General features: G+C 73.5%; 21 protein-coding genes. 9 read left to right on the top strand and 12 right to left on the bottom strand.

Annotated features, from left to right (window positions below):
• The 4 genes from ACZ51D_RS02420 to ACZ51D_RS02405 all read right to left on the bottom strand — a co-directional run bounded on the left by ACZ51D_RS02420 (nucleotide 1) and on the right by ACZ51D_RS02405 (nucleotide 4,859).
• The gene (locus tag ACZ51D_RS02420; protein ID WP_465660896.1) at nucleotides 1-1,377 is read right to left on the bottom strand and encodes an amylo-alpha-1,6-glucosidase; all 1,377 of its coding nucleotides are present in this window, start codon (nucleotides 1,375-1,377) and stop codon (nucleotides 1-3) included.
• Nucleotides 1,364-2,704, bottom strand: a complete 1,341-nt coding sequence (locus ACZ51D_RS02415) for an MFS transporter (RefSeq protein WP_465660894.1) — start codon at nucleotides 2,702-2,704, stop codon at nucleotides 1,364-1,366. Before ACZ51D_RS02415 ends, ACZ51D_RS02420 begins: the two co-directional genes overlap by 14 nt.
• Entirely contained in the window at nucleotides 2,701-3,951 is a 1,251-nt protein-coding gene (locus tag ACZ51D_RS02410) for a zinc-dependent alcohol dehydrogenase (protein WP_465660892.1), read from the bottom strand. The genes ACZ51D_RS02415 and ACZ51D_RS02410 overlap by 4 nt, the downstream gene beginning before the upstream one ends.
• A gap of 194 nt (nucleotides 3,952-4,145) precedes the next feature.
• A complete protein-coding gene (locus ACZ51D_RS02405) occupies nucleotides 4,146-4,859 on the bottom strand; it encodes a GntR family transcriptional regulator (RefSeq protein ID WP_465660890.1) in 714 nt (237 codons plus the stop codon).
• A gap of 257 nt (nucleotides 4,860-5,116) precedes the next feature.
• On the opposite strand from ACZ51D_RS02405, the gene deoC reads away from it, so the two are divergent.
• The gene (gene deoC / locus ACZ51D_RS02400; RefSeq protein WP_465660888.1) at nucleotides 5,117-5,809 is read left to right on the top strand and encodes a deoxyribose-phosphate aldolase; all 693 of its coding nucleotides are present in this window, start codon (nucleotides 5,117-5,119) and stop codon (nucleotides 5,807-5,809) included.
• A 49-nt stretch (nucleotides 5,810-5,858) separates the two neighbouring features.
• Here deoC and ACZ51D_RS02395 read toward each other — a convergent pair whose 3' ends face one another.
• On the bottom strand, nucleotides 5,859-7,376 hold the full coding sequence (locus ACZ51D_RS02395; RefSeq protein ID WP_465660886.1) for a sensor histidine kinase: 1,518 nt from the start codon (nucleotides 7,374-7,376) through the stop codon (nucleotides 5,859-5,861).
• Between the two features lie 22 nt (nucleotides 7,377-7,398).
• A complete protein-coding gene (locus ACZ51D_RS02390; protein ID WP_360490865.1) occupies nucleotides 7,399-8,076 on the bottom strand; it encodes a response regulator transcription factor in 678 nt (225 codons plus the stop codon).
• Between the two features lie 138 nt (nucleotides 8,077-8,214).
• Here ACZ51D_RS02390 and ACZ51D_RS02385 point away from each other — a divergent pair, with 138 nt between their 5' ends.
• Nucleotides 8,215-8,847, top strand: coding sequence for a hypothetical protein (locus ACZ51D_RS02385; protein ID WP_465619400.1), 633 nt, complete (start codon nucleotides 8,215-8,217; stop codon nucleotides 8,845-8,847).
• Nucleotides 8,848-8,926: 79 nt separating this feature from the next.
• Nucleotides 8,927-9,742 (top strand): COG4705 family protein, encoded by an 816-nt coding sequence (locus tag ACZ51D_RS02380; protein ID WP_465619399.1) that lies wholly within the window; start codon nucleotides 8,927-8,929, stop codon nucleotides 9,740-9,742.
• 104 nt (nucleotides 9,743-9,846) lie between these two features.
• Here ACZ51D_RS02380 and ACZ51D_RS02375 read toward each other — a convergent pair whose 3' ends face one another.
• Nucleotides 9,847-10,791, bottom strand: a complete 945-nt coding sequence (locus ACZ51D_RS02375; RefSeq protein ID WP_465619397.1) for a tetratricopeptide repeat protein — start codon at nucleotides 10,789-10,791, stop codon at nucleotides 9,847-9,849.
• A 385-nt stretch (nucleotides 10,792-11,176) separates the two neighbouring features.
• Here ACZ51D_RS02375 and ACZ51D_RS02370 point away from each other — a divergent pair, with 385 nt between their 5' ends.
• From ACZ51D_RS02370 to ACZ51D_RS02355, 4 genes are all read left to right on the top strand, one after another.
• Entirely contained in the window at nucleotides 11,177-11,995 is an 819-nt protein-coding gene (locus ACZ51D_RS02370; protein ID WP_465660884.1) for a maleylpyruvate isomerase family mycothiol-dependent enzyme, read from the top strand.
• Nucleotides 11,996-12,125: 130 nt separating this feature from the next.
• The gene (locus ACZ51D_RS02365) at nucleotides 12,126-12,785 is read left to right on the top strand and encodes a lysophospholipid acyltransferase family protein (RefSeq protein WP_465619393.1); all 660 of its coding nucleotides are present in this window, start codon (nucleotides 12,126-12,128) and stop codon (nucleotides 12,783-12,785) included.
• A 169-nt stretch (nucleotides 12,786-12,954) separates the two neighbouring features.
• Complete coding sequence (locus ACZ51D_RS02360) at nucleotides 12,955-13,593, top strand: ATP-dependent Clp protease proteolytic subunit (RefSeq protein ID WP_465619391.1); 639 nt, start codon at nucleotides 12,955-12,957, stop codon at nucleotides 13,591-13,593.
• Nucleotide 13,594: 1 nt separating this feature from the next.
• Nucleotides 13,595-14,197, top strand: coding sequence for a ClpP family protease (locus ACZ51D_RS02355; RefSeq protein ID WP_360490844.1), 603 nt, complete (start codon nucleotides 13,595-13,597; stop codon nucleotides 14,195-14,197).
• Between the two features lie 97 nt (nucleotides 14,198-14,294).
• Here the strand turns inward: ACZ51D_RS02355 and ACZ51D_RS02350 are convergent, their stop codons facing one another.
• A complete protein-coding gene (locus ACZ51D_RS02350) occupies nucleotides 14,295-14,780 on the bottom strand; it encodes a helix-turn-helix domain-containing protein (RefSeq protein ID WP_465660882.1) in 486 nt (161 codons plus the stop codon).
• Nucleotides 14,781-15,015: 235 nt separating this feature from the next.
• A complete protein-coding gene (locus ACZ51D_RS02345; protein WP_465660880.1) occupies nucleotides 15,016-16,275 on the bottom strand; it encodes an MFS transporter in 1,260 nt (419 codons plus the stop codon).
• 73 nt (nucleotides 16,276-16,348) lie between these two features.
• Between ACZ51D_RS02345 and ACZ51D_RS02340 the strand changes: the two genes are divergently transcribed.
• Nucleotides 16,349-16,885, top strand: coding sequence for a MarR family winged helix-turn-helix transcriptional regulator (locus ACZ51D_RS02340; RefSeq protein WP_465619383.1), 537 nt, complete (start codon nucleotides 16,349-16,351; stop codon nucleotides 16,883-16,885).
• Nucleotides 16,886-17,025: 140 nt separating this feature from the next.
• On the opposite strand, the gene ACZ51D_RS02335 is transcribed toward ACZ51D_RS02340, so the two are convergent.
• On the bottom strand, nucleotides 17,026-17,763 hold the full coding sequence (locus ACZ51D_RS02335) for an SDR family oxidoreductase (protein WP_465619381.1): 738 nt from the start codon (nucleotides 17,761-17,763) through the stop codon (nucleotides 17,026-17,028).
• A 218-nt stretch (nucleotides 17,764-17,981) separates the two neighbouring features.
• Nucleotides 17,982-19,484 (bottom strand): FAD-binding oxidoreductase, encoded by a 1,503-nt coding sequence (locus tag ACZ51D_RS02330; RefSeq protein ID WP_465660878.1) that lies wholly within the window; start codon nucleotides 19,482-19,484, stop codon nucleotides 17,982-17,984.
• A 743-nt stretch (nucleotides 19,485-20,227) separates the two neighbouring features.
• On the opposite strand from ACZ51D_RS02330, the gene ACZ51D_RS02325 reads away from it, so the two are divergent.
• Complete coding sequence (locus ACZ51D_RS02325) at nucleotides 20,228-22,867, top strand: SpoIIE family protein phosphatase (protein ID WP_465660876.1); 2,640 nt, start codon at nucleotides 20,228-20,230, stop codon at nucleotides 22,865-22,867.
• A gap of 43 nt (nucleotides 22,868-22,910) precedes the next feature.
• On the opposite strand, the gene ACZ51D_RS02320 is transcribed toward ACZ51D_RS02325, so the two are convergent.
• Nucleotides 22,911-24,308: an NAD(P)/FAD-dependent oxidoreductase gene (locus ACZ51D_RS02320; RefSeq protein ID WP_465660874.1), complete on the bottom strand. Its 1,398-nt coding sequence runs from the start codon at nucleotides 24,306-24,308 to the stop codon at nucleotides 22,911-22,913.
• Nucleotides 24,309-24,313: the final 5 nt, after the last annotated feature.

The raw sequence follows: 24,313 nt of genomic DNA, 5'->3' as shown, positions 1-24,313 counted from the left end.
TCAGTCCTCCTCCGTCGTTGCCGTTGCCGTTGCCGTCGTCGTCCTCGTGGTCGCTGTCGTCATGGCGGAGGCCAGGTCCAGGACGAGGGAGCTCCAGCCGAAGGAGCGCGCGCCGTGCCCGGCGGCGTCCTCCGGCCCGTAGCACTCCCGGGTGCCCGAGGCCGCGACGAGCGCGCAGGTGCGGGCCGCGAGGGTGTCGGCTTCCGTGCGGTAGCCGCGCTTGCGCAGCCCCCAGTACAGGTACCAGTTGAGGTTGACCCAGCTGGAGCCGCGGAAGATGGCGCCGGTGCGGAACGAGGCGTCGTACGACGGCTCGGTGGCGGCGACGCTGGGTATCGGATGGGGACGCCAGAACTCCCGCTCGTTCAGCAGGTGTTGTTCGATGACCCGGCGGGCGGCGGTTTCCGGTACCGAGTCGAGGAGGATGGGCAGGAGCGAACTGGCGGTGAGGACGTCACTGCGTTCGCCGGCGACGAGGTCGAGGTCCTGGAAGGCGCCGGTGGCCTCGTCCCAGCAGTGCCGCATCAGCGCGGTGCCGATCGCGCGGGACTCCCCGGCCAGCCGCTCCGCCGTACGCCCGTTCGATTCGACCGTTCGGGCGAGCCGGGCCAGGCAGGCCAGCCCGTCGGCGTAGACGGTGTTGACGAGCACGTCGTTCCAGACGAACAGCCTCCGGTCACGGAGCGGGGTCTCGGGCGTGCGGGAGGGGGAGGCGTAGGCCGTGATGAGCGACCGCATCGCGCGGTGCCAGGCGGTGTGCACGGCGTCCTCGGCGGCCGACTGGATACCGAGGGCGGCGTCGTACTTGGGACTGCTGTCCAGTCCGGACTCGTCGGGCTGGTAGATCTCGAGGAGTCCGGTGCCGGGGCTCGTGCGATGGTCCCTGAGCCAGCCGAAGAAGGCGAGCGTCGGTGGCAGGACGCGACGCAGCCAGAGGTCGTCGCCGGTGGCCCGGTACACCCGCTCGACGGCCCGGGCCACCACGGGCGGTGCGATGGTGACGGACCGCCACCCCTCCCAGAGGTCGATCCTGAAGTCCGCGGTGGCGCGCGGCCGGAGGTCGTCCTGCCACAGGACCATGTGCGGGAGGAAGCCGGTCGGGGTGACCGCGCCGAGCAGGGAGCGCAGTTCGTCCCGGGCCCGGACCGCGTCGACGTGGGTGAGGGCGATGGCGTGGAAGCTGCTGTCCCAGGCCCACTGGAAGGGGTAGCTGTCGGGGGAGGGGCAGGTGAAGTCGTAGGGGCGCTGGGCCGCCCGGGAGAAGCCGGTGCGGTGGTTGCGGGCCAGGGTGTCGCGGGCCACTGCGGAGCTCTGGGCGATGCTCGCGGAGCTCTCGGCGCGGCTGTCCGCGCTCTCGGTGCGCTCAGTGACGGACATGCGGGGTGACTCCCGTGGAGGACACATGGGCAGGGGCGGTCGTGGGGGCGGGGCGCCGTCGCCGGGCGGCGAGCAGCAGTGCGGCGAGCGGCAGCAGGCAGCCGGCGAGGCCGAAGGCCGAGCGGACGCCGAGGCGGTCGGACAGCGTGCCGAGCAGCAGGGGCGCAAGCATGATGCAGGTGCTGACCGCGAGTTGGACGCGGGCCGTGGCCTGGTCGGTGCGGCCGGGCGCAGCGCTCACCGCGAGCGCGAGGGTCAGCGGGAAGAGGTTGGCGACCCCCAGTCCGCCGATGATCAGGCCCAGCAGGGCGAGCCAGGTGGTGGAGGCGAGCCACAGCAGGAGGAACCCGGTGGCGGCGACGGTCAGGGAGCCGGCGACCAGCGCGGCCGAGCGGGCGGAGCGGGCCCCGGCCGTCAGCCTGCTCCCCGCCAGGCGGCCGGCCAGCTCGCCGCCGTAGAACAGGGCGAGCGCCGCCGACGCCTGACTGTCCGTCAGATGGACGGCGTTGGTGAGAAGGGGCGCGGCGTAGTAGGCGAGGCAGAACTCGAAGCCCACGACGAGACCGCACAGGGCGGCGCGGAGCGGGAACGCGCCCGTCGGCCGGTCGGCCTCCGCCGGGTGGACGGCGGTGGTGGTCGGGGCAGTCGTTGCGTCGGGTGCGTCGGGTGCGTCGGGTGCGTCGGGGACGGCGGGGACGGCGGGGGTGCGTGGGCGCAGCGGCTCGTTGCGGAGCGCCGGGTACATGGCCGCCAGTGCGAGGACGGGCAGCACCAGGCACCAGTTCCAGGCCGCCCCGGCACTCTCCAGGCCGCTGATGACCAGGGGCGCGGCGAGTGCGCTGACGCTCGCGGCGGCGTTGGCCTCGACCAGGGCCCGCGCCCGGAGTGACTCGTCCGCGCCGTGGTGCTCGGCCAGCACCGCCAGGGCCGTGGTCTGCAGCAGCGCCCCGCCGATGCCGCCCAGGACGGCCGCACCGAGCGTGACGGCGGCCGACAGCGCGGTCGCCAGGAGGAGCGACCCCAGGGCGAGGGCCGCGAGCGCGGACCAGAACAGCATCCGGTGGCCCACCCGCGTCCGGAGCCGGCGGAACAGCAGGTTGGTGAGGATTGCACCGGCGGCGAAGGCCGTGGAGTGCAGGCTCATCAGCGCGTAGCTCAGCCGCAGGTCGTGGCGCAGGAGCGGCAGCAGTGGGCCGAGCGCGTACAGGAGGTAGGCGTACACGGCCAGTCCGCCGTAGGCCGTGGTGGTCAGCCGGTCCCGGACGAAGGCGGGGGGCCGGTGAACCGGGGCGACCGGTAAGTCGGTGCCGGGGTCGGTGCCGGTCACCCCGGTATCCCGGTCTGCTCGGCGAAGGGACCGTCGGCCCGGACGGTGTCGGCCCGGACGGCGTCGGCGGGGACCAAGCCGACGGGGACGGAGTCGGCCGCGGCGGCCGTGCGGCGCACGTGGTCGAGGAGGACGGACGGGGCGAGCAGCGAGGTCTTCATCGAGGCGCCCCGCCCGTAGCCGGTGAACGCCTCGCGGACGGCGTCCTCGTCGTCGATACAGGCACGGGTGGTGATCAGTGGGGCGGGGTCGACCAGGCCCGACTCGACGAGCCGCAGGGCCACGGCGGTGACGTGCGCGGAGCGGGCCATCGGGAACGAGCGGACGTCGAAGGGGGTGGAGAGCAGCTTGAGGCCCTTGGCCAGGATCATCCAGGTGTTGAGCCGCTGCGGGACGGCCGTCGCGCCGTAGATGACGTACGAGCCGCCGGGGCGCAACAGGCCCATCGCGATCTCCCGGATGTCCTTGTCCGGGGCGTCGGCCTGCCCGGCCGAGCGGGCCGGCGCAGAGATGTGGGGCAGCGCGTCGAACACGTAGTCCGCGTACTGGTCGTGGTGCTCGCGCACGTACGCTTCGAGCTCCGGCGCCTGGGTGTCCGTGTTGAAGGCGTGGGAGGCCCCGTGCCGCAGCGCGACAGCCATCCGGTCGCTGTTGCGGTCCAGCACGGTGATCGAGCCGGCGCCGAGGTGGCGGTGCAGCACCTGGACGGCAAGCTGGGCGCTGGGGCCGCAGCCGAGGACGACGCAGGTGTCGCCCGGCTTCGGCGGGTTGAGTAGTAACGACCGCAGGACCGAGGTCAGCGGCTCGATCACGGAGGCCAGGTCCGAGGGCACGTGCGCCGGCAGGACGACGGCCGCGGCCTGGTCGGCGTCGTAGAAGTTGCGCCCGGTGTACCAGGCCGTCTCCACGCCGAGCCGTCCCGGGAAGAGCGGCCGCAGCGCCCGGTACTCGGCCATCCCGCCGAAGTCGGTCTGTCCCCAGTAGGTCACCCGGTCGCCCGGTAGTACGTCGTCCCGGAGTCGCTTGCCGACCTCGACGACCCTTCCCACGTATTCGTGTCCGGGAATGATCGGCCAGGCTTCCGGAAAGAGGTGGCCGCGGAAGTAGGAGACGTCGGTCGAACAGATGGAAACCGCCTCGGTCTGCAGCAGGATTTCGTCCTCACGGCATTCCGGATCAGGCACCAGGGTGCGGTTGATTTCCCCGGGAGAGGTCATCAGGTACGCGTACACGGCTTTTCCCTCCACGCATGAAAGTGTCTTCCACTACTGGAATCGGATCGGGTCGTATCGCCCGCTCGGGCCGTACTGCCCGCCGATCGTGCAGTTCCCCGTCGGAAATTTCTCCCACGTGGTCGACATCCGCGTCATCCGTGCGGCCCGAGAGCCGCACGGATGACGGGATGACCAGGTGATCTCGGCAGATCGCCTCAGGAATCGCCTCAGGAATCGACCTCGAAGGCGACGTCCAGGGCGTATCTGTCGCCCACGTACCGGGATTCGGTGAGTTCCAGGGGCTGTTCGTCCTGGTCCACGATGAGGCGCTGTTCGACGAGCAGGGCGGTGCCCGGAGCCACCGCCAGCAGCTCCGCCTCCCGCTCGCCGGCCGCGGCGGCCCTGATGGACGCGTGTCCGCGGGTCGGCGTCCGGCCGAGCCCGGCGAGCGCCTCGTGCATCGACGCCGTGCGGAAGTCGACCTCCAGCAGGGCGGCGAGGGCCTCGGGGAACACCGCCCGCTCCAGTGCGGTCGGGACCCCGTCGGCCAACCGCACCCGGCTGACCTCCACGACCTGTGCGGATTTCCGCAGCCGGAGCCGGTGGATCTCCTCCGGCAGGGCAGTCCGGAGACTCGCCGAAATCAGTTGTGACGAGGGCTTGCGGCCCTGTCTGCGCATTTCCTCGCTGAATCGGACCAGGTTTTCCGCGCGACGGTGGGTCGGCGGTTCCGCGACAAATGTCCCGCGCCCGGGGATCCGGTACACCAGGCCTTCCGTGACGAGCCCTTGAACGGCCGCTCGGGCAGTCATGCGGCTCACCCCGAATTCCTCGCACAAATCCGTCTCCGACGGGAGCGGGTCGTGCGGTCGATGCTCGGCGATCCGGTTTCGGAGGGCCTGTTCGATCCGGTGGTACCTGGGCGCGAAATCCGTTTCCAAAAGGGGCCCTCCGAAATTGAGAATACGCCGTCTAGCTGTCTAGTCAACCAGCGTAGACCAGTACAGAGCGGGACATTCCACGGTGAAATACGCCAAGGGCAAGAGGCGTGCACTGTGATGTCCGCCACATGTGTTCCTGCCCCGATCTCCGGGTCGGCTGTATAGACAGCTAGACAGCCTGAGGTTACCGTCGGACTGTCCGCGCTGTCGCGCCCTGACCGGTGCGACGCGAAACGCCTCACCCCTAGGACAGGCTCATGGACTCCACCGGCATCGACGTCCGGCAGCTCGCCAAGATGATCGACCACTCGCTCCTGCGGCCCGAACTGACCACCGCCGAGGTGCTGCGCGGCTGTGAGCTCGCCGCGGCCTACGACGTCGCCTCCGTCTGCGTGCGCCCCGCCGACGTCCCCCTGGCGGTCAAGGCGCTCGCCGGCACCGCCGTCGAGGTCGGCACCGTCATCGGCTTCCCCCACGGCGGTTCCACCACGGCGGCCAAGGCGGGCGAAGCCGTCGACGCCCTGGCGGCGGGTGCGACCGAACTCGACATGGTGCTCAACATCGGCCTGCTGCGCGGCGGGGAGGACGACGCGGTGCGGGAGGACATCGCGGCGGTCGTCGATGCCACTGCGGGTGCCGGCCTCACCAAAGTGATCTTCGAGAACGCCTACCTCGATGACGAGGACAAGCTGCGCGCCTGCCGGCTCAGCACGCTGGCGGGCGCGGACTTCGTCAAGACCTCGACCGGCTTCGCGCCCGGTGGCGCGACCCTGGAGGACGTCCGGTTGATGCGGGCGAACGTCCCCGCCCACATGAGGGTCAAGGCAGCCGGAGGGGTCCGCACCCTCGACCACATGCTGGAGTTCGTGGCCGCCGGCGCCGAACGCTTCGGTGCGACCGCCACCGCCACCATCCTGGACGACCTGGCCGCCCGCCAGGCCGCTGCCTGATCCCGCACCCGGCCGCCCCCGCCCCGGGCGGCGGGCGGACGACCCTGGGTCAGCCGTCGGACGTCGGCCGGGTGTTCGGGGCGGTCGGGGCGGTCGGGGCGGTCGGGGCGGCCGGTAGGCGGGTGCGGAAGGTGGTCACGCCGGTCACGCCGGTCACGCCCGTCACGCCGAGGACGGTGAGGGTGCCGCCGTGGAGGGCGGCGATGTCGCGGGCGATCGGCAGGCCGAGGCCGGCGCCGCCGTCGTCGCGGCTGCGGGCGTCGTCGAGGCGGGTGAAGCGTTCGAAGATCTTCTCGCGGTCGGCGGGTTCGATCGGGGGCCCGTCGTTGGCCACGTCCAGGACCGCAAGGCCGGTGGCCCGGTCCGTGCCGAGGCGGACGGTGACCGCGTGCCGGGCATGGCGTTGGGCGTTGTCGAGCAGATTGGTCAGGAGCCGGCCCAGCCACAGGGGATGGCCGGACACCGTGACGGGGACGGGCGTGTGCACGGTCACGGGGTGGGGTTCGGCGCCGCGGGCCGCGATCGTGGTGTGCACCAGCGCGGCGAGGTCGACGGGTTCCCCGGGCCGGTCGCGGCCGGAGGAGTCGAGGCGGGCGAGCAGCAGGAGGTCGGCGGCGAGGGCCTGGAGGCGTTCGGTGTCCTCCAGCGCGCCGGCCGTCAGGTCGGTGCGCACGTCGGGGTCGGGGTGGGCGAGGGCGACCTCGAGCTGGGTGCGCAGCACGGTCAGGGGGCTGCGCAGTTCATGGGAGGCGTCGGCGATGAAGCGGCGCTGCCGGACGCCCGCGGCTTCGAGGCGTTCGAGCATGGCGTTCATGGTGCCGGCGAGGCGGGCGATCTCGTCCTCGCTGCGGGGTTCGGGGACGCGGCGGTTCAGGTCGCGGTCGCCGATGGCGGCGACCTCGGCGCGGATGGCCTCGACCGGCCGCAGGGCACGGCCGGTCGCCCGCCAGGTGAGGACGCCGACCGTGATCAGCAGGACCGCGCTCAGCGCGGCGAGCGCGGCGGTGGTCAGGTCCTCGGCGGCGTCGACGGTGCGCAGGGACGCGCCGACGTGGACGGTGACGCTGCCGCTCGGAGTGGCGGTGGTGATCGTGGTGACGCGCTGGTGGTGCTGGTCGCCGAGGGTGCGGAGGTTGAAGGTGGTGTGGCCGTCGCGGTGGCCGGTGGGGGCGACCGAGGGGTGACCGGTCAGGTTCTGACTGGCGGCGACCACCGTGCCGTGCGCGTCGACGACCTGGATGAAGTCGGTGCCGTGGTCGAGGGGGAGCTGGCCGGGGAGCCGCCCGTCCTCGGCGAGGCGGGCGACGGCCTGGGCCTGTTCACGGGCGCCGTCCTCGACGGTTCGTTCCAGGTTGGCGCGCAGCAGGAGGACGACGGCGGCGGAGGCGACGGCGAGGACGACGGCGACGCTGAGGCAGGCGGCGAGGGTGGTGCGGGCGCGGACCGAGCGCGGTGTCAGCCGGTCGGCGAGGGCGGCGGCCCCGGGGTGGCGGGCGAGGCGCCGGTGCAGTGCCGCGCGGATCCGGCGGCGCGCCGTGGTCGGGTCAGCCACCAGCGGGTCAGGCATGGTCGGGTCAGGCATGGTCGGGTCAGCCACCGTCGGCCGCCAGCCGGTAGCCGGTGCCGCGCACGGTCTGCACCGCGGCCCGCCCGAACGGGGTGTCGATCTTGCGTCGGAGCGCGCTGACGTGGACCTCGACGGTGTTCGGGTCGCTGTCGGGGCCGCCGTCCCAGACGGCGTCGAGGATCTCCCGTTTGGACACGGCTTCGCCGGCCCGTCGGGCGAGGTGGTCGAGGATGGCGAACTCCCGGGGGGTGAGGGCGACGCCCGTGCCGGCCCGCGTGCAGGTACGGGCGGCGGAGTCCACGACGAGGTCGCCCAGGACGGTGCGCCGGGGCGCGCGGCTGCCGATCCGGCGGGCCAGCGCCCTGAGCCGGGCGACCAGCACGACGAACGAGAACGGCTTGGACAGGTAGTCGTCGGCGCCGGTGTCCAGTGCCTCGGCCTCGTCCCACTCGCCGTCCTTCGCGGTGAGCATGAGGATGCCGACGTCGCTGCCGGAGGCCCGGAGGCGTGAGCACACCCGGTAGCCGTTGAGGCCGGGCAGCATGATGTCGAGCACGACGACGTCGTAGGCGTGGTCCATGGCCTTGGCGAGGCCGGACGGGCCGTCGTGGGCCGTGTCGACCGTGAACCCTTCGGCGGTCAGCCCGTGCTGCAGGGCCAGGGCCAGCCGGCGTTCGTCCTCCACCACCAGTACACGCATGCCCACCAGGGTCGCAGGTCGCCGGAGCGGGTGGCCGGGGGTGCCTCCTGGTCTTCAGCCGATCTTCAGCAACGCCCCGCCATCATGACGCAGTCGCCCGGGGACGGTCCGGGCCGGGTCGAGGAGCGGTGCGGGTACGTGAGCGAGCCCAGAGAAGGCGTGGAGTCCCAGCAGAACGACGTGACGAGCGGCGCGGGCAAGGCGCGTGCGGGCCTGGGGCGGGCCGGCCGGTGGGTGCGCGGCCGGTGGGTGCGCGGTCGGTCGGCGCGCTGGGTCGTGGCCGGTGCGGCCGTCGTGGTGATCGGCGGTGGCGCGGCCGCGGTGGCGGTCCACCACGAGCACGAGGGCCACGGCGGCGGCCGGTGGGCGGCGGCGGGTGACCAGGAGCGGTACGACGGCCGGGACGGCGGTCAGGACGAAGGCCGTGACGGCGGCCGCGAGGGTGGTCAAGGCGGCGGGCAGGGCGCCGGCCGGGATCGCGAGGGTCACCGGGGTCACGAGGGCCGCACGGCCCCCGGCCACGGGAACGAGGACGGCCGGGCCGGGCACGCCGCACCGGCGCCGCTGCCGTCGACCAACGCCGCCGACGCGCTGGCGAAGGCCGCGTCCGTCGTCACGGGCGGCAGGGTCGAGTCCTTGACCACGGTCGCCGAACAGGGCGGTGGCCGGGCCTGGCGGGCCGTGGTGATCGGCGCCGACGGCGTGCGGCATGCCGTGACCGTGGACGGGGCCACCGGCTCGGTCACCGGCAACACCGTGCTGGGCGGCTGACGCATCGACCGGGCGCGGCCAGGCCGCGCCGTAGCGAGGCGCGGCCACGCCGTGCCGTAGAGAAGGGAGCGCCGCCGTCATGGGCGCCACGACAACCCCCCGAGCGGCCCACCGCGGCCCGGCCGTCCCCGGGCGGCCCGTCCCCGCACGGTCCGTGTTGAGCAAGGTCCCGCAGGTCACGGCGGTGTTCTGGGTCGTCAAGATCCTCACCACCGGTATGGGCGAGACCACCTCCGACTACCTCGCCCGGGTCCTGGGGCCGGTCCCTGCGGTCGGCTCGGCGGGGCTGCTGCTCGTCGCCGCGCTGTTCGTGCAGGCCCGGGCCCGCCGCTACGTCCCGGCGGTGTACTGGACGGCGGTGATCATGGTGAGCGTGTTCGGCACCATGGCGGCCGATGTCGCGCACGTCGCCGTCGGGGTGCCGTACGTCGCCTCCGCGGTGGCGTTCGCGGTGCTCCTCGCCCTGGTGTTCGCCGTGTGGCGGCGGACGGAGGGGACGCTCGCGGTGGAGACGGTCGGGGGCGGGCGGCGCGAGGTCTTCTACTGGTGCGCGGTCATGGCCACCTTCGCCCTCGGCACGGCCGTCGGCGATCTGACCGCGGCCACCCTCGGGTGGGGCTACCTGCCCTCCGGGCTGCTGTTCGCCGCCCTGATCGTCGTGCCCGCGCTCGCCCGCCGCTTCTCCGGGCTGTCGCCGGTCCTGACCTTCTGGTGGGCCTACGTCCTCACCCGGCCGCTCGGTGCCTGCTTCGCGGACTGGGCCGGTGTCAGCCGGGAACGCGGGGGTCTGGACCTCGGCACCGGGCCGGTCAGTCTCGTCCTCGCCGTGGTCATCGTGGCGGCCGTGGCGTGGCTGAGCGCCGCCGAACGGCGAGCGCCCCGGGCGTCGGCCTGAGGTCCCGTCCGGCGGCCTGATGTCCCGGCCGGCGGGCTGCCGCCCCGTCCGGTGGCCTGTCGGCCGCGGCCGCGCGGTGCGGAGCCCGCGCGGTGTGGTGGGTGTCAGGCCGCCGCGCGTGACTGCCAGTAGGTGAACTGCTGGAGCGGATCGCCGATGAGTGTCCACGGCCAGGCGGTGACCGTGTTGTCGATCCGGCGGAACGCGTCACCGCTCTCGCTCGGGCGGCCCGCCTGGACCAGGGCGAAGGCCAGCAGATTGAGATCGGCCAGCGCCGCAGCGTGGACCAGTCCGCCGTGCCGCGGCCACTCGTGCAGAGCGGTGTCGAGCGCCTTGACCGCCCGGTTGTGCGTCCACTGGCGGCGGACCAGCAGGGCCTCGACGCCGCCCCCGGCCGCCGTGCGGGTGTGTTCGTCCACGAGCGCCGTCAGTTCCACCCCGGCGGTCGGCGCGGTCGGCGGCGCCGAGGCCCGGACCGTGTCCACGAAGTTGAGCTGGGCGCTGCGTGACCCGCACTCCTCCGGTGACAGGTAGCGCAGCATCTGCAGGTGGGCCTCGCGGTTCCACGGGTCGCGTGCGGCGGCCTCGTGCCAGACGGCGATCAACTCACGTGATTCGGCACGCATCAGGCGCAGAATTCCGAGCAGTACCACCCACGGCGTCGGATCTTCGGGCAGGAGGTCGGCCGCGTCATAGCAGTTCTCGGCTGCCGCGCGGGGATCTTCCATCCGTCCCGCGTACCGGCCGCGGAAGAGTTCGACCCACGCCTCGAAAATCAGCGCGTCCGCATTCCGCGGGCGACGCAATCGCCAGTTGCGCGCGAGGGCGGAGGGCGCCGCCGTCTCGGCGAGCACGCCCAAACGGTGCCCGCGACGGTCCCAGTCCGTGCCGGTGTCCCGCAGCAGCCGTTCGACCTGGTCGGCCTGGATGGAGCTCTGACCAGGCAGGCCCGAGGACTTGAGCTGTCGCCGGACACGGCCGAGTTCGACGTCGTCGAGCTCGGGGCGCAGGCCGGGGGAGGCGGCGCGAATTCTTCGGAGGAATGACACGGGCCGCAGCCTAGGCCCCAAGAGGATTTTCGGACAGCCCCCGGAATGAATCGGAATGAAATCGTCGGCCCCCGGTGAATTCGGTGAACCTACCGCTCCGTACGGCGATCGATCGAACGGTAATGGCCGGGCAGCTGTCTGCGGCATTACCTCGGTAAGGGGGCGCCGATTCCCGGCCGCGCGCAATTCCGGCCGCCTCGCGGCCCCTCGCGCCCCTCTCGGGAGCGGGGGCGGTGCGCTCGGCGGTCGCGGAGACGACGGCGGGCGCGTGGTAGTTGACGCCCAGCCAGTCCGGTGGCTGGTGAGCATGGCGCTCCGGCTCGGCGGTGGCGACGTGCTCGCGATGTCTGGACAGCCGTGCGGGAGTCGGCCAGTGTTCACCACCATGACCATCCCGCTCCCTGAGCACCGCCTCGGCGCCGCGCGCAGCGCGCTCTTCGAGGCGGTCACCGCCGTCGGAGACGATGCCGTCGCCCTGCTCGCCGGCTGCCGTGGCGACACCCCGATACCCGGCGCCGAGTGGACGGTCGCCGAGGCCGCCGCCCACCTGGCGATGGCCAACGAGCTGATGGCGGCACTGGCCGCCGGCAGGGAACGGCGCTACGGGGACGGCACCCCGGGCTCGCTGGCCGCGGCGAACGCGGCCTCGCTGGCCGCGCGGCCGGAGCGGGACCCGGGCGTGCTCGCGGGGGAGATCGCCCGGTGGGCAAGGGAGTTCACGGCGGCAGCCGGCCCGCGGGCCGGCACCGAGCCGGTGCTGACCCCGCTCGGCCCGATGGACCTGGACACCCTCGGCGCCTACCTGCTGACCCACATGCTGGGCCACCTCTACGACATCGCCGTCGCCCTGCGGCGGCCGCACCCGATCGACCGGCACCGCGTCCACCTGACGATGCCGTTCCTGCGGGCGGCCATGCCGTGGGTGGTGGACGCCCGCGCCGCGGCCGGCCACCACGCCTGCTACCGGCTGCGGGTGCGCGGCCTGGGCGGGTTCACGGTGACCTTCACGGACGGCGCCGCCGTGGTGAGCCAGGAGCCACCGCGGCGCCCGGACTGCACGATCCTCATCGAGCCCGTGGCGTTCCTCCTCATCGCGCTGGGCCGCTGCACCGCGACCGCCGCCCTCACCCGGGGCAAGGTGCTCGCCTGGGGCCGCCGGCCGTGGCTGGCCCCGGCCTTCCCCGGGCTGTTCGCCGCTCCCTGAGCACGGCCGGCGGGCCTGCAGCGCCGACCCGTACCCGGCCCGGTCTGAGTACCGCTACTCAGGCGGCCGGGCGGCGGGCTCCGAGAGGATGGCGGAACCACTTCGCCGAAGGCCACGAAGGAACCCGCCCATGCTCAGCCGGATCGCCAGCGCACTGGTGCCCGTCCTCGGTCGTCTGACCGTCACCTGCGAGGTGGCGGGCCCGGTCGCCCCGGGCAGCATCGTCGCGGCCAACCACAGTTCGCTCGCCGACCCGGGCGTGGTGCTGGCCGCACTGCGCCGGCTGGGCACCGAGCCGGTCGTGATGGCGACCGCCGGGCTGTGGCGGGTGCCCGTGCTCGGCGGAGTGCTGCGGGCCGGCGGCCACATCCCGGTCCATCGTGGGACGGCCCGGGCGGCCGAAGCCCTCGACTCGGCCGCGGCGGCGCTCGCGGCCGGCCGGGTCGTGCTGATCTACGGCGAGGGCGGCCTGCCGAAGCACCGGGACTCCCGTGACGCGGAGCCCGGCGCCTTCCGCACCGGCCTGGCCCGGCTCGCGGCGGCGAGCGGCGCCCCGGTGGTGCCGCTCGGCCAGTGCGGCGCCCGCCGCCTGAGCTCGGGCAGCACCGCCAAGCAGCTCGCCGGGTTCGCCACCGCCCCGCTGCGGCGCCCCGTCCTGTACGTCCACCTCGGCGCCCCGGTCCACCTGGAGGGCGACATCACCGAGGCGACGGCCACCGCCCACCGCGCCGTCACCGCGGCCTGGCGCACCGCGGAGCGGCGACGTGGTGGACGAGACGGCCAGGAGTGAGGTCACGCCGGTCGAACGGGCTCGGGCGTTCTTCCGGCCGCCGCACGAGAACGGCTGAGCCGTCGGCTCTGCCGGTGGCGAATCTGCGGTGGGCAGAGAAACCACGTTCGGGGACCTCCCCGGGGCAAGAGTGGAGCCGACGGCATCCCCGCCTCGACAAGGAGACCTGATGACTCCACTCACCTCGCTCCCGCCCCGCGCGGACGAGGGCGGCACCCCGCCCAGCCCCTTCGACGACCATCTCGCGGGTCAGCTGCTCGCCCAGCGGATCGTCCTCCTCGGCACCCAGGTCGACGACGTGTCGGCCAACCGGGTGTGCGCGCAGCTGCTGCTGCTGTCGGCGGAGGACCCACGCACCGACATCTGCCTGTACATCAACAGCCCCGGCGGGTCGGTCACCGCGGGCCTCGCCATCTACGACACCATGCGGCTCATCCCGAACGACGTCTCGACCCTGGCGATGGGGTTCGCCGCCAGCATGGGCCAGTTCCTGCTGACCGTGGGGGCGTCCGGCAAGCGGTTCGCGCTGCCGAACGCGCGGATCATGATGCACCAGCCCTCGGCGGGCATCGGCGGCACCGCCGCGGACATCGAGATCCAGGCGGAGAACCTGCAGTTCACCAAGAAGGCCATCGAGCGGATCACCGCCGAGCACACCGGGCAGAGCGAGGAGACGATCGCGCGGGACGGCGACCGGGACCGCTGGTTCACGGCCGGGCAGGCCAGGGAGTACGGGATCGTCGACCGGGTGGTGGAGTCGTTCGCCGACATCCGCCCGGCCGCGTCGCGCCGACGGATGGGGCTGTGACATGGGGTCGTACACGGTTCCCTACGTGATCGAGCGGACCGCCCAGGGCGAGCGGTCCTACGACGTCTTCAGCCGGCTGCTGAACGAGCGGATCATCTTCCTCGGCACCGAGATCGACGACGGGGTCGCCAATGTGGTCATCGCGCAACTCCTGCACCTGGAGTCGGAGAACCCGGAGCGCGAGATCTCGATCTACCTCAACTCGCCCGGGGGATCGTTCACTTCGCTGATGGCGATCTACGACACGATGACCTTCGTGCAGGCGCCGATCTCCACCTTCTGCGTCGGCCAGGCGGCGTCGACGGCGGCGGTGCTGCTGGCCGGGGGAGATCCCGGGCGACGGTTCGTGCTCCAGCACGCGCGGGTGCTGCTCGGCCAGCCGGCCAGCGGCGGTCGGCAGGGGACGGTCTCCGACCTCAGCCTCGCGGCCAAGGAGATGGTCCGCATCCGCTCGCAGGTGGAGGAGGTCCTGTCCCGGCACACGCAGCACGACGTGGCGACGCTGCGCGCGGACATGGACCGGGACAAGGTGCTCACCGCCGAGGAGGCCGTCTCCTACGGGATCGCCGACGAGGTACTGAGCCGACGGCACGCGTTCGGCTGACTGCGCGCGGCCGTGGCCGGTGCGGCGGTGGGGCGCCCCGCCGTACCGGCCGTCGTACCGGCCGTCGTGCCCGCTGTCGTGCCGGCCTCCGGTTCGGTCAGGCGGCGAGGCAGAGGCCGTCGTACCGCGCCGTCGGCGACGTACGGCCGCGACCCACCTGGCTCCGGCTCACCTGACTCTGGCTCACCCGGCTCCGGCCCACCGGGCTCGGGGCGTACCGGGCCAGTTCGTCCTGGGCGAGCGAGAGCAGGTCGGCGAGACCGAGCCCGAGGGCCCGGGCGGCGGCCGCGAGCACCTCGGAGGAGGCCTCCTTGCGTCCGCGCTCCAGCTCCGACAGGTACGGCACCGAGATCCGGGCCGCCTCCGCGACGTCCTTCAGCGTGCGCTCCTGCGCGAGCCGCTCGCGCCGCAGCGCATCGCCGACGAGGTCGCGCCACAGGGGTTCCTTCGGCGCGGGTGTCAGGGGTGCCCGGGGAGTTCCGGCCGGTCGTTGCGGGGCGCGGGTCGCCCCACCGGAAACGGGCGGCGAGGCCTGCGGGCGCAGGGGGATGACGCGGGCTTCGTTCGGCGCATGAGTGCTCACCCCTTCAGCCTAGGGATTCGGGGCGCCGGGGGAAGGGAGCGGCGTTCTGCCCTGGGTGAAGCCCCGGGGAAGCCGTGGGGGAACTCCTCCCGGCCGCTGCGCCCAGGATTCGGGTCCATCGGCAGGCCGGGCGCCATGGTGAGTGGCCGTCAAGCGGGAACGCGCCGCAGCCCCGATCGCCGTCTCCTCTGTGGGTTCGGCGTGCGGGGCTTGCGGTGCTGGGGCTCGCGGTGCTTCAGGCTGCGGTGGTCAGAGCGGCCTTCTGCGGCTCGGGACGGACGGCCTGGGCCGGCAGTCGGCGCTCCAGGCGGAGCAGGAGGCCGGCTCCGGCCAGTGCGGTGGCGGCGAGCACCAGCCAGGGCAGCCGGTTGTCGAGGGCCAGCAGGCCGGTGAGCAGGGAGGGGGCGAGCGCCGCGGAGAGCGACCAGGAGAGCTGGTAGGTGGCCATGTACCGGCCGCGGACGGCGGCCGGGGCGGTGGCGGTGACCAGGGCCGAGGCGGCGGGGTTGTGGACGATCTCGCCGAGGGTGATCACGACCACCACGGCCAGCAGGCCGGCGGTGGTGAAGCGTCCGGCGGCGGGCACCAGCAGCGCCTGGGCGAGGAATCCGGCGGCGAACAGCGCGGCGCCGGTGGCGGCGGCCCGGTTGCGGGTGGTGAACCGGCGGACGGCGAGCCCGGCGGGGACGCCGAGGGCGGCGCAGAGCACGGTGTTGACGGCGAAGGCGAGGCCGGGCAGCGCGGCGGAGGCGTGCAGGGCACCGGTCACGTACACCGGGAGCAGTACCGCGAGCGAGGCGTAGCCGAGGGAGATCAGCAGGTTGGCGGTGGCCAGGCCGAGGAACGGCCGGTCGGCCAGGACCGCGCGGTAGCCGACCTGTCCGGTGTCGCGCGGGGCGGGGCTGTCGACGGCCTCGGCGCTGCGGTCCGGGACGCGGCGGACCAGGGCGGCGGCGGCCAGGAAGCTGGCGGCGTTGAGCAGTGCGGCGACGGTGTAGCCGCCGTCGCCGGCCAGGCCGACCAGCAGGGCGGCGAGCATGCTGCCGGCGCCGAGGCCGGCGTTGGCGAGGCTGCGGCCGAGGGCGTTGATGCGCTCCAGGCTGGTGCCGGAGGCGAGTTCGCCGATCCTGGCCTGCTGGACGGCGGGGTAGCCGCGGGTCGCCACGGCGGTGACCAGGGTGACGGCGACGAAGGCGGGCAGGGCCGAGGCGAAGGGGTAGACGGCGAATCCGGCGGCCCGGATCAGGTGGAGGGCGATCTGCATGCGGCGGGCGCCGAACCGGTCGACGGCGGTGCCGACGAGCGGGAGCGCGACCATCGCCAGCAGGCCGGTGGCGGTGAGCACCAGGCCGATGACGGCCAACGGCAGGCCGGTGACGTGGCGGAAGAAGACCAGGCTGAAGGGCACGTACATGCCGTTGCCGAGGGCGTCGATGGCCAGGGCCGCCATCAGGCTGCGTTCGCCGGGGAAGCCCGGGCTCCTTTTTGAAAGCATGTAAGTAACTTAGCAGTAAGCTAGTTAAAGTCAAGCTTCTTTGTGACAAGCAATCTTGTGCCACACTGAACCCATGACGAGCACCGCAGATTCCGCCCCGAACCCGCGCCCCACCACCGCCGACCCGGTGGACGCGATCGCCGCCCAGTGGCGCCAGGAGCGGCCCGACCTGGGGGAGAGCCTGCAGGCCATGGAGGCCTTCGGGCGGATCTACCGGCTCGCGCGCGGCATGGGCGATCGCATGGAGCGCGCGTACGCCCCGTTCGGCATCGGGCGCGGCGAGTTCGACGTGCTGGCCACCCTGCGCCGGGCCGGTGAGCCGTTCTCGCTCTCGCCGCGCGAGCTGACCGCCACCCTGATGCTGACCACGGGCGGCATGACCGGCCGCCTGGACAAGCTGGAGCGGGCCGGCCTGGTCACCCGTTCCCCCGACCCGAACGACCGCCGCGGCCTGCGGATCAGCCTCACTCCCGAGGGCCGCTCCACCATCGACGGCGCGGTGACCGCCGGCCTCGCCGTCCAGCGCCGCGCCGTGGACGCCCTCGGCCCCGAACGGGCCGCCCAACTCAACGACCTGCTGCGCGAACTGCTGACCTCCCTGGACGACTGAAGCCGGCACCAATCCACCCGCCGTCCGCCACGGTGGCCTTGTGAGCGCTAACGGACGCCCTCGGGCCCGACGGTGGCGGCGATCCGGCGTACGCCCGGGCGTTCTGTCCGGGCGTCCTGCCCGGGTGTCCTGCCCGGGTGTCAGGCCTGCACCGTGGGCCGGACGACGATCTCACTGACGTCGACGCCCTCGGGCTGTTCGATGGCGTAGCCGATCGCGGAGGCGACGGCGGAGGGCGGCATGGCGATCTCGTCGCGCTGCCGGGCCAGCGCGGCCGCCGCTTCGGGACTGGCTCCCTTGCCCACGCCCTCGGTGTCGGTGAAGCCCGGTGAGACGAGGGTGACGCGCAGGTCGGGCCCCGATTCCTGCCGCAGGCCCTCGGTCAGGACCTTCACCGCCGTCTTGGTCGCCGCGTAGACGGCCTGGGGGGACTTGACGACGTAGGCCGCGGTGGAGGCGATGTTGACGAACTGGCCGGAGCGCTGTTCCCGGAAGACGGGCAGCGCCGCCGCGATCCCGTTGAGCAGGCCGGTGATGTGGGTGGCGACCATGGCGTCCCAGTCGTCCTGACGCAGCTCGTCGAACGGGGACACCGCCATGGTGCCGGCGTTGGAGACCAGCACGTCGAGCCGGCCGTACCGGTCGAGCGCCGTGTCCGTCAGGCGCCGCAGGTCCTCGCGGCGCGTCACGTCGACGACGGTCCCGACGGCGCTGCCGCCCTGCGCCGCGATCTGCGCCACGACCGCGTCCAGCCGGTCCTGGCGTCGCGCCCCGAGCACGAGCCGGGCCCCTCTCCCGGCGAGATGGATCGCCGTCGCCGCTCCGATGCCGCTGCTGGCTCCGGTGATCGCCACGACCTTGCCTTCGATTCCCGACATGGGCACTTGTTCCTTTCCGCAGGTGAGCAGCCGGAAGGGCGACCCATGGCACAAAATGGGGAGCCCTCCACTTGACCTCACGTTAAGTGGAGAGGTCCCCATTTTGCAATCGGGCGAGATGACCGACGGCAGCTCAGGCAGCCTGCCGCCCGCCGCCCGCTACGCGCTGACGCACGACGCGAAAGGAACAAGATCGGCCGGCGGGTGCGGACCGGCTGTCACGGACTGGCTGTCACGGACTGGGGAAAGGCGAAGACGCCGTCCGGGTCGTAGTGGTGGGCCACGTCCTTCAGGCGGGTCAGGTTCCTGCCGTAGTAGGCGTTGCCCCAGTCCGGCAGCGTGTTGTCGATGTAGTTGACGTACGCACCGTGCGCGCCGAGCCCGGCCAGTCCGTCGCGGATCGTGTCCACGGTGGCGCGGACCCGGTCCTCGCTGAGCGGCGTGGCACTGGCGTAGACCTGGGCGCTGGCGAGCGAGTCGCGGTGGGGGAAGGCGGTGGCTCCGGGGGCGAGTTCGCCGACGGCGCCGCCGAGGGAGTCGAGCAGCAGGTCGACGCCGGGGCGGCCGGCCATCAGCGCCGTGACCTTCGCCGGATCCAGCGGTGCCGGGCCCAGCATCCGGGAGACCGCGACGAAGCCGGCCCGGGGCAGGACGCCGCCCTCCCAGGTGGGGTGGCACTGGGCGATGGTGTCGTTCGAGCAGCCCGCCATGAACTTCATCGCGCCCAGGTAGTCCTTGGGGGAGACGGTGCGCGAGCTCGGGGTGGTGCCGGCCGCCTTCACCAGGCGGTCGAGCAGGACGTCGGCGCCGTCGGGATCGCCCACGTAGCAGCCGACGATCCGGCAGGTGGGCGGGGAGCCGCCGGAGATCTGGCAGCTGGCCCAGAGTTCGAACGGGGCCCCGGCCACCCACTGCTGCCAGGCCCCGAGCACCTGGGTCACCGAGCCGGCCGGGAAGCCGAGCACGAAGACGGTCAGGCCGGGCGCGGGGGCGGTGGCGAAGCTGAACCGGGTGACCACTCCGAAGTTGCCGCCACCGCCCCCGCGCAGCGCCCAGTGCAGGTCGGGCTCCTGGGCGGGCGAGGCGGTGAGCAGGCGCGAGTCGGCGGTCACCATGTCGGCGGCGGCCAGCCGGTCGCAGGTGAGCCCGTACCTGCGGGTCAGCACGCCGATGCCGCCGCCGAGGGTCAGGCCGCTGACCCCGACGGTCGGGCAGCTGCCGCCCGGGAGCAGCCGGCCCGCCTGGGCGAGCGCCGCGTACACCTCGATGAGGCGGGCGCCGGCGCCGACCTCGGCGGTGCCGTCGGGGTGCACCCGGACGTCGGCCATCCCGCGGAGGTCGATCACCAGGCCCTGGGCGGGGATGCTGTAGCCGAGGTAGCCGTGGCCGCCGCTGCGGGCCGCGATCGGGATCCCGTGCCCGCGCGCCACGTCCAGGCAGGCCCGCACGTCGTCGGCCGACACGCACTGCGCCACGGCGGCCGGGAGCTGACCGTCGTTCAGTTTGTTGTAGCCGAGCCGGGCGGTCCCGTACCCGGGGTCGGCCGGGAGCACCAGCCGACTGCCCAGGCGGTCCCGCAGCGCCCGCCAGTCCGGGGGTGCGTCCGCCCAGACCCGGGACCGGGCCGGGAAGGCGGCCGGCGCGCGGGCGGGAGTGGCGCCGGCCGTCACCATGGCGGCGGCGCCGAGGGTGGTGAGGAAGCGTCGTCGGTCGATGGTCATGGCGCGCCCTTCTCCGGGGTGGCCGGCGCACGGGGGTGCCGTCCTGCCGATCGTCACGCAGGCGCTACGAGCGGGCCCGCCGGACTGCGCCTTCCGACGCACCGGCGAGCGGGAGGCGCCGGCACCCCCTCGCCGATCGTCAGCCGTCGGGCCGTGGGTGGCATCGGGGGCATCGAAGGCGCATGGTTCCGGCCGTGCTGAGGTGATCGGCCGTCCGAGGTAGCGCTGGGTAGAGATGGCATGTACGCTGCGTGTCGCTGGTTGAACAGCATGCGGGCCCAGCCGCTGCTCCGTGGGGGGAGTCGCGCCCAGGCCCGGTGGCCGGCTGGGGCCCGGTTGAACTCGTGGGGGAGTTTCAGCCGGGCCCGTCGCCAGATGTCGGTGATATGCCCGCCGAGCTTCCGCTCCAGACCTGACAACCGTCCAGCGGGCGACCGGTTTCGGGCGCGTCCGTCCAACGGCGGGGTGGCTACGGGGCCGGTGATGCCGACGTAGCAGCGGTGTCATCGGGCGCCCCGGCTCGGTCGTGTCGGCGGACGCGACGGGACGTACGGTGCCGGCCGGGCCGCGATCGGGGGTGCCGTGGTGTCCTGGTCCAGCGTTCCGCGCGGGACTATGGGCGTATGGCCAGAACCACGGGCCGCCCTCTCCGGCCGCCCCCGCGCCGATCCGAAAGCCGTCGTGGGCGGCGAGACTCACGCCCGCTGCCGTGGGGGTCGTCGCCGCAGCGCCTGCGGTCGATGATGAGCATCCGGAGTGTCGCCGGGCAGATGTTCGTCCTGCAGGTGCTGATCGTGCTGTTGCTCGTGGTGGCGGCCGTCGTCGCGCTGCTGATCCAGTCCCGCAGCGACCGGTTCGACGCGGCGCGTGACCGCTCGCTCGCCGCTGCCCAGGCCTTCGCCCACGGCCCCGGCCTGGTGGCGACGATGCAGGGCCCCGATCCCAGCGCGGTGCTCCAGCCGCTGACCGAAGCGGCCCGCAAGGAGGCCCACGTCGACTTCATCGTGGTGACCGACCGGAACGGCATCCGCTACACCCACCCCGAGCCGGAGCAGATCGGCAAGAAGTTCGTCGGCACGATCGGGCCGTCGCTGCAGGGCCGGGTCACCGTCGAGCAGGTGCACGGCCCGCTCGGCCTGGAGTACCAGGTGGTGGTCCCGGTGGAGGACGATCACGGTGCGGTCGTCGGCATCGTCTCCTCCGGGATGAAGGTCGCCAACGTGAGCAGTGCGTTCGACCGCCAGCTCCCGGTCGTCCTGGGTGCCGGCGCCGTCGCGCTCGGCCTGGCCACGGCCGGAACGGCGCTGGTGGGCCGGCGGCTCCTGCGCCAGACCCACGGTCTGGGGCCGGAGGAGATGACCCGGATGTACGAGCACCACGACGCGGTCCTGCACGCGGTGCGCGAGGGCGTGGCCATCGTCAGCGGCGACGGCCGGGTCCTGCTCGCCAACGACGAGGCCGGCCGACTGCTGGACCTGCCCCCCGATGCCGAGGGACGTGCCGTCACGGACCTCGGTCTCGACCCGCGGACGACCGGACTGCTGCTCTCCGACAGTGCGGTCACCGACGAGGTGCTCCTCGTGGGCGACCGGCTGCTGGCCGTCAACAACCGCCCCATCGCCGCCGGCGGTGGCCCGCCCGGCCCGCCCGGCAGCGTGACCACCCTGCGTGACTCCACCGAACTGCGCGCCCTCGCCGGGAAGGCCGAGGTCGCCCGCGCCCGGCTCAGGTTGCTGTACGACGCGAGCATGGCCATCGGTACCACCCTGGACGTCCGGCGCACCGCGGAGGAGCTCGCCGGGCTGGCGGCTCGGGAATTCTGCGACTACGTCACCGTCGACCTCGCCGAGGAGGTCCTGCGCGGCGAGGAACCGCGGACCCTGGCGGTCGGCTCGACGGTGGAGCTGCGGCGGGTGGCGGTCACGGGCCTCCGGGACGATTCGCCGCTGTACCCCCAGGGGACGCTGGTCCGGTGGGCGGGCAGTACCCCGCAGGCGGCGGGCTTCGTCAGCGGGCGATCCGCGCTGGTCCCCGAGCTGGCGACCGATGCCGGGTGGCGCCGGCAGGATGCCGAGCGCACGCAGGCGGTGCTGGAGTTCGGTCTGGCGTCGCTGATCGCCGTTCCGCTGACGGCGCGGGGTGTGCTCACCGGCATCGCCTGCTTCTGGCGTGGCCGGGGCAGGGGCCCGTTCGAGGAGGAGGACCTGTCCCTGGCCGAGGAGCTGGCCGCCCGGGCCGCCGTGTCCGTCGACAACGCCCGCCGCTTCACGCGCGAGCACACGATGGCCGTCACCCTGCAGCACAGCCTGCTGCCGCGCGCGTTGCCCGAGCAGAGCGCCCTCGACGTCGCCCACCGCTACCTGCCCGCCCAGGCGGGGGTCGGCGGCGACTGGTTCGACGTCATCCCGCTGCCGGGTGCCCGGGTCGCGCTCGTCGTCGGCGACGTGGTCGGCCACGGCATGCACGCCGCCGCGACCATGGGCCGCCTGCGCACCGCCGTCCAGACCTTCTCCACCCTCGACCTGCCGCCGGACGAGCTGCTCGGACACCTGGACGAACTGGTCGCCCACATCGACCAGGAGGCGGCGGCAGCCGGGGGTGAGCTCGCGATCACCGGCGCCACCTGCCTCTACGCGATCTACGACCCCAGCACCGCCGGCTGCGCGCTGGCCCGGGCGGGACATCCCCCGCCCGCCGTCGTCCGACCGGACGGCACGGTGGAGCTCCTCGACCTTCCCGCCGGTCCGCCGCTCGGGGTGGGAGGGATGCCCTTCGAAGCCGCGGAGGTGAGTCTGCCGCAGGGCAGCAGCCTGATCCTCTACACGGACGGCCTGGTCGAGGACCGCACCCGCGACATCGGTGTCGGCCTGGAGGTCCTCACGGCCGCCCTGGCCCGCCCGGGCCGGTCGCCCGAGGAGGTCTGCGAGGCCGTGCTCGAGGCCCTGCTGCCCGTCCGCCAGACCGACGACATCGCCCTCCTCGTCGCCCGCACCCGCGTGCTGGACCCCGACCGGACCACCGAGTGGGAGGTGGCCTCGGCTCCGGAGGCGGTGGCCGAGGCCCGGGCCGAGGCCACCCGACGGCTCGTCGCGTGGGGCCTGGACGAGGCCGTGTTCGTCACCGAACTGGTGCTCAGCGAACTGGTGACCAATGCCATCCGCTACGGGACCGGACCGATCAGGGTGCGGCTGCTGTGCGACCGCACGCTGATCTGCGAGGTCTCCGACACCAGCAGCACCGCCCCGCACCTGCGCTACGCGGTCGAGGAGGACGAGGGCGGCCGCGGCCTGTTCCTCGTCGCCCGGCTCACCGAACGCTGGGGCGTCCGGTACACCCCGGAGGGAAAGATCATCTGGGCCGAGCAGTTCCTGCCGCGGACCTGAGGGACGGGCCGGCGCGGCTGGTGGACGATGTCGGGAGGGGCGTTCAGGAGTCGAAGCCGAGGCCGACGCGGTCGAGGGTGCGCAGCCAGAGGTTGCGGTGGCCGGCGTTGGCGTCGGCGCGGGTGAGGGCCCGCTGGGTGATGCCGATGCCGATCGAGCGGGCGGGCTCGGGTGGGAAGGGCAGCGGCTTGCGGCGGACCAGCTGCAGCGCGGTGCGTTCGGTGCGGGCGCCGTCCAGGAGGTCGAGCATCACCTCGGCGCCGAAGCGGGTGGCGCCGACGCCCAGGCCGGTGTAGCCGGCGGCGTAGGCGACCCGGCCGTCGTGGGAGAGGTCGAAGAAGGCGCTGAACCGGGTGCAGGTGTCGATCGCGCCGCCCCAGGCGTGGCTGAACCGGACGCCTTCCAGCTGCGGGAAGGTCCGGAAGAAGTGCCGGGCGAGGGTGGCGAAGGTCTCCGGGCGCTGGTCGCGTTCGGCGCGCACCCGGCTGCGGTACTGGTGGACGACGTCGTAGCCGCCGAACAGGATGCGGTTGTCGGCGGAGAGCCGGACGTAGTGGAAGTGGTTGGCGCTGTCGGAGAAGCCCTGGCGGCCCTGCCAGCCGACCGAGCCGAGCTGCTGTTCGGTCAGCGGCTCGGTCATCAGCGCGTAGTCGTAGACCGGCACGGTGTACGGGCGGTGGCGGCGCAGCAGGGAGGGAAAGGCGTTGGTGGCGAGCGCGACACGGCGGGCGCCGACGCGGCCGTACGGGGTGCGGACGGTGATTCCGCGCGGGGAGCCGGTGAGGCCGGTCGCCCGGGTGTGCTCGTGGATGCGCACGCCCTGGTCGAGGCAGGCCCGTCGGAGCCCCCAGGCGAGGCGGGCGGGGTTGAGCATGGCGACGCCGTCGCGGTCGCGGAGGCCGCCGAGGAAGGTGGAGGAGTCGATCTCGGCGCGGACGGCCTCGCGGTCGAGGACGTCGAGCCGGCTGCCGTAGCGGGCGGCGAGGTCGGCGAACTCCCGCAGGCCGTCGACCTGGTAGGGCTCGGTGGCGACGGTGAGGGAGCCGGTGCGCTCCCAGTGGCAGTCGATGCCGTAGCGCTTGACGGTGTCCTCCATGGCCTGGAGGTTCGCGGCGCCGAGCCGTTCGAGCGTGTGGAGTTCGTCGGGCCAGCGCTGGTGCCCGTTGGCGAGGCCGTGGGTGAGGCTGGCCTCGCAGAAGCCGCCGTTGCGGCCGGAGGCGGCCCAGCCGGTCTCCTGCGCCTCGATGAGGACGACGTCGAGCGAGGGGTCGCGCTCCTTGGCGATGAGCGCGGTCCACAGGCCGCTGTAGCCGCCGCCGACCACGAGCAGGTCGCACCGTACGTCCCCGACCAGGGCGGACGCAGCCGACGGCCGGTCGGGGTCGTCGAGCCAGAACGGTACGGGCTGGGCGTCCTGGAGGGCGCGGACGGGGTCGGCCATGGCGG

The sequence above is a fragment of the Kitasatospora sp. NPDC033851 genome (assembly GCF_055576085.1).
The sequence above is the reverse complement of the archived record's forward strand: the minus strand, read 5'-3'. Positions and strand labels throughout refer to the sequence as shown.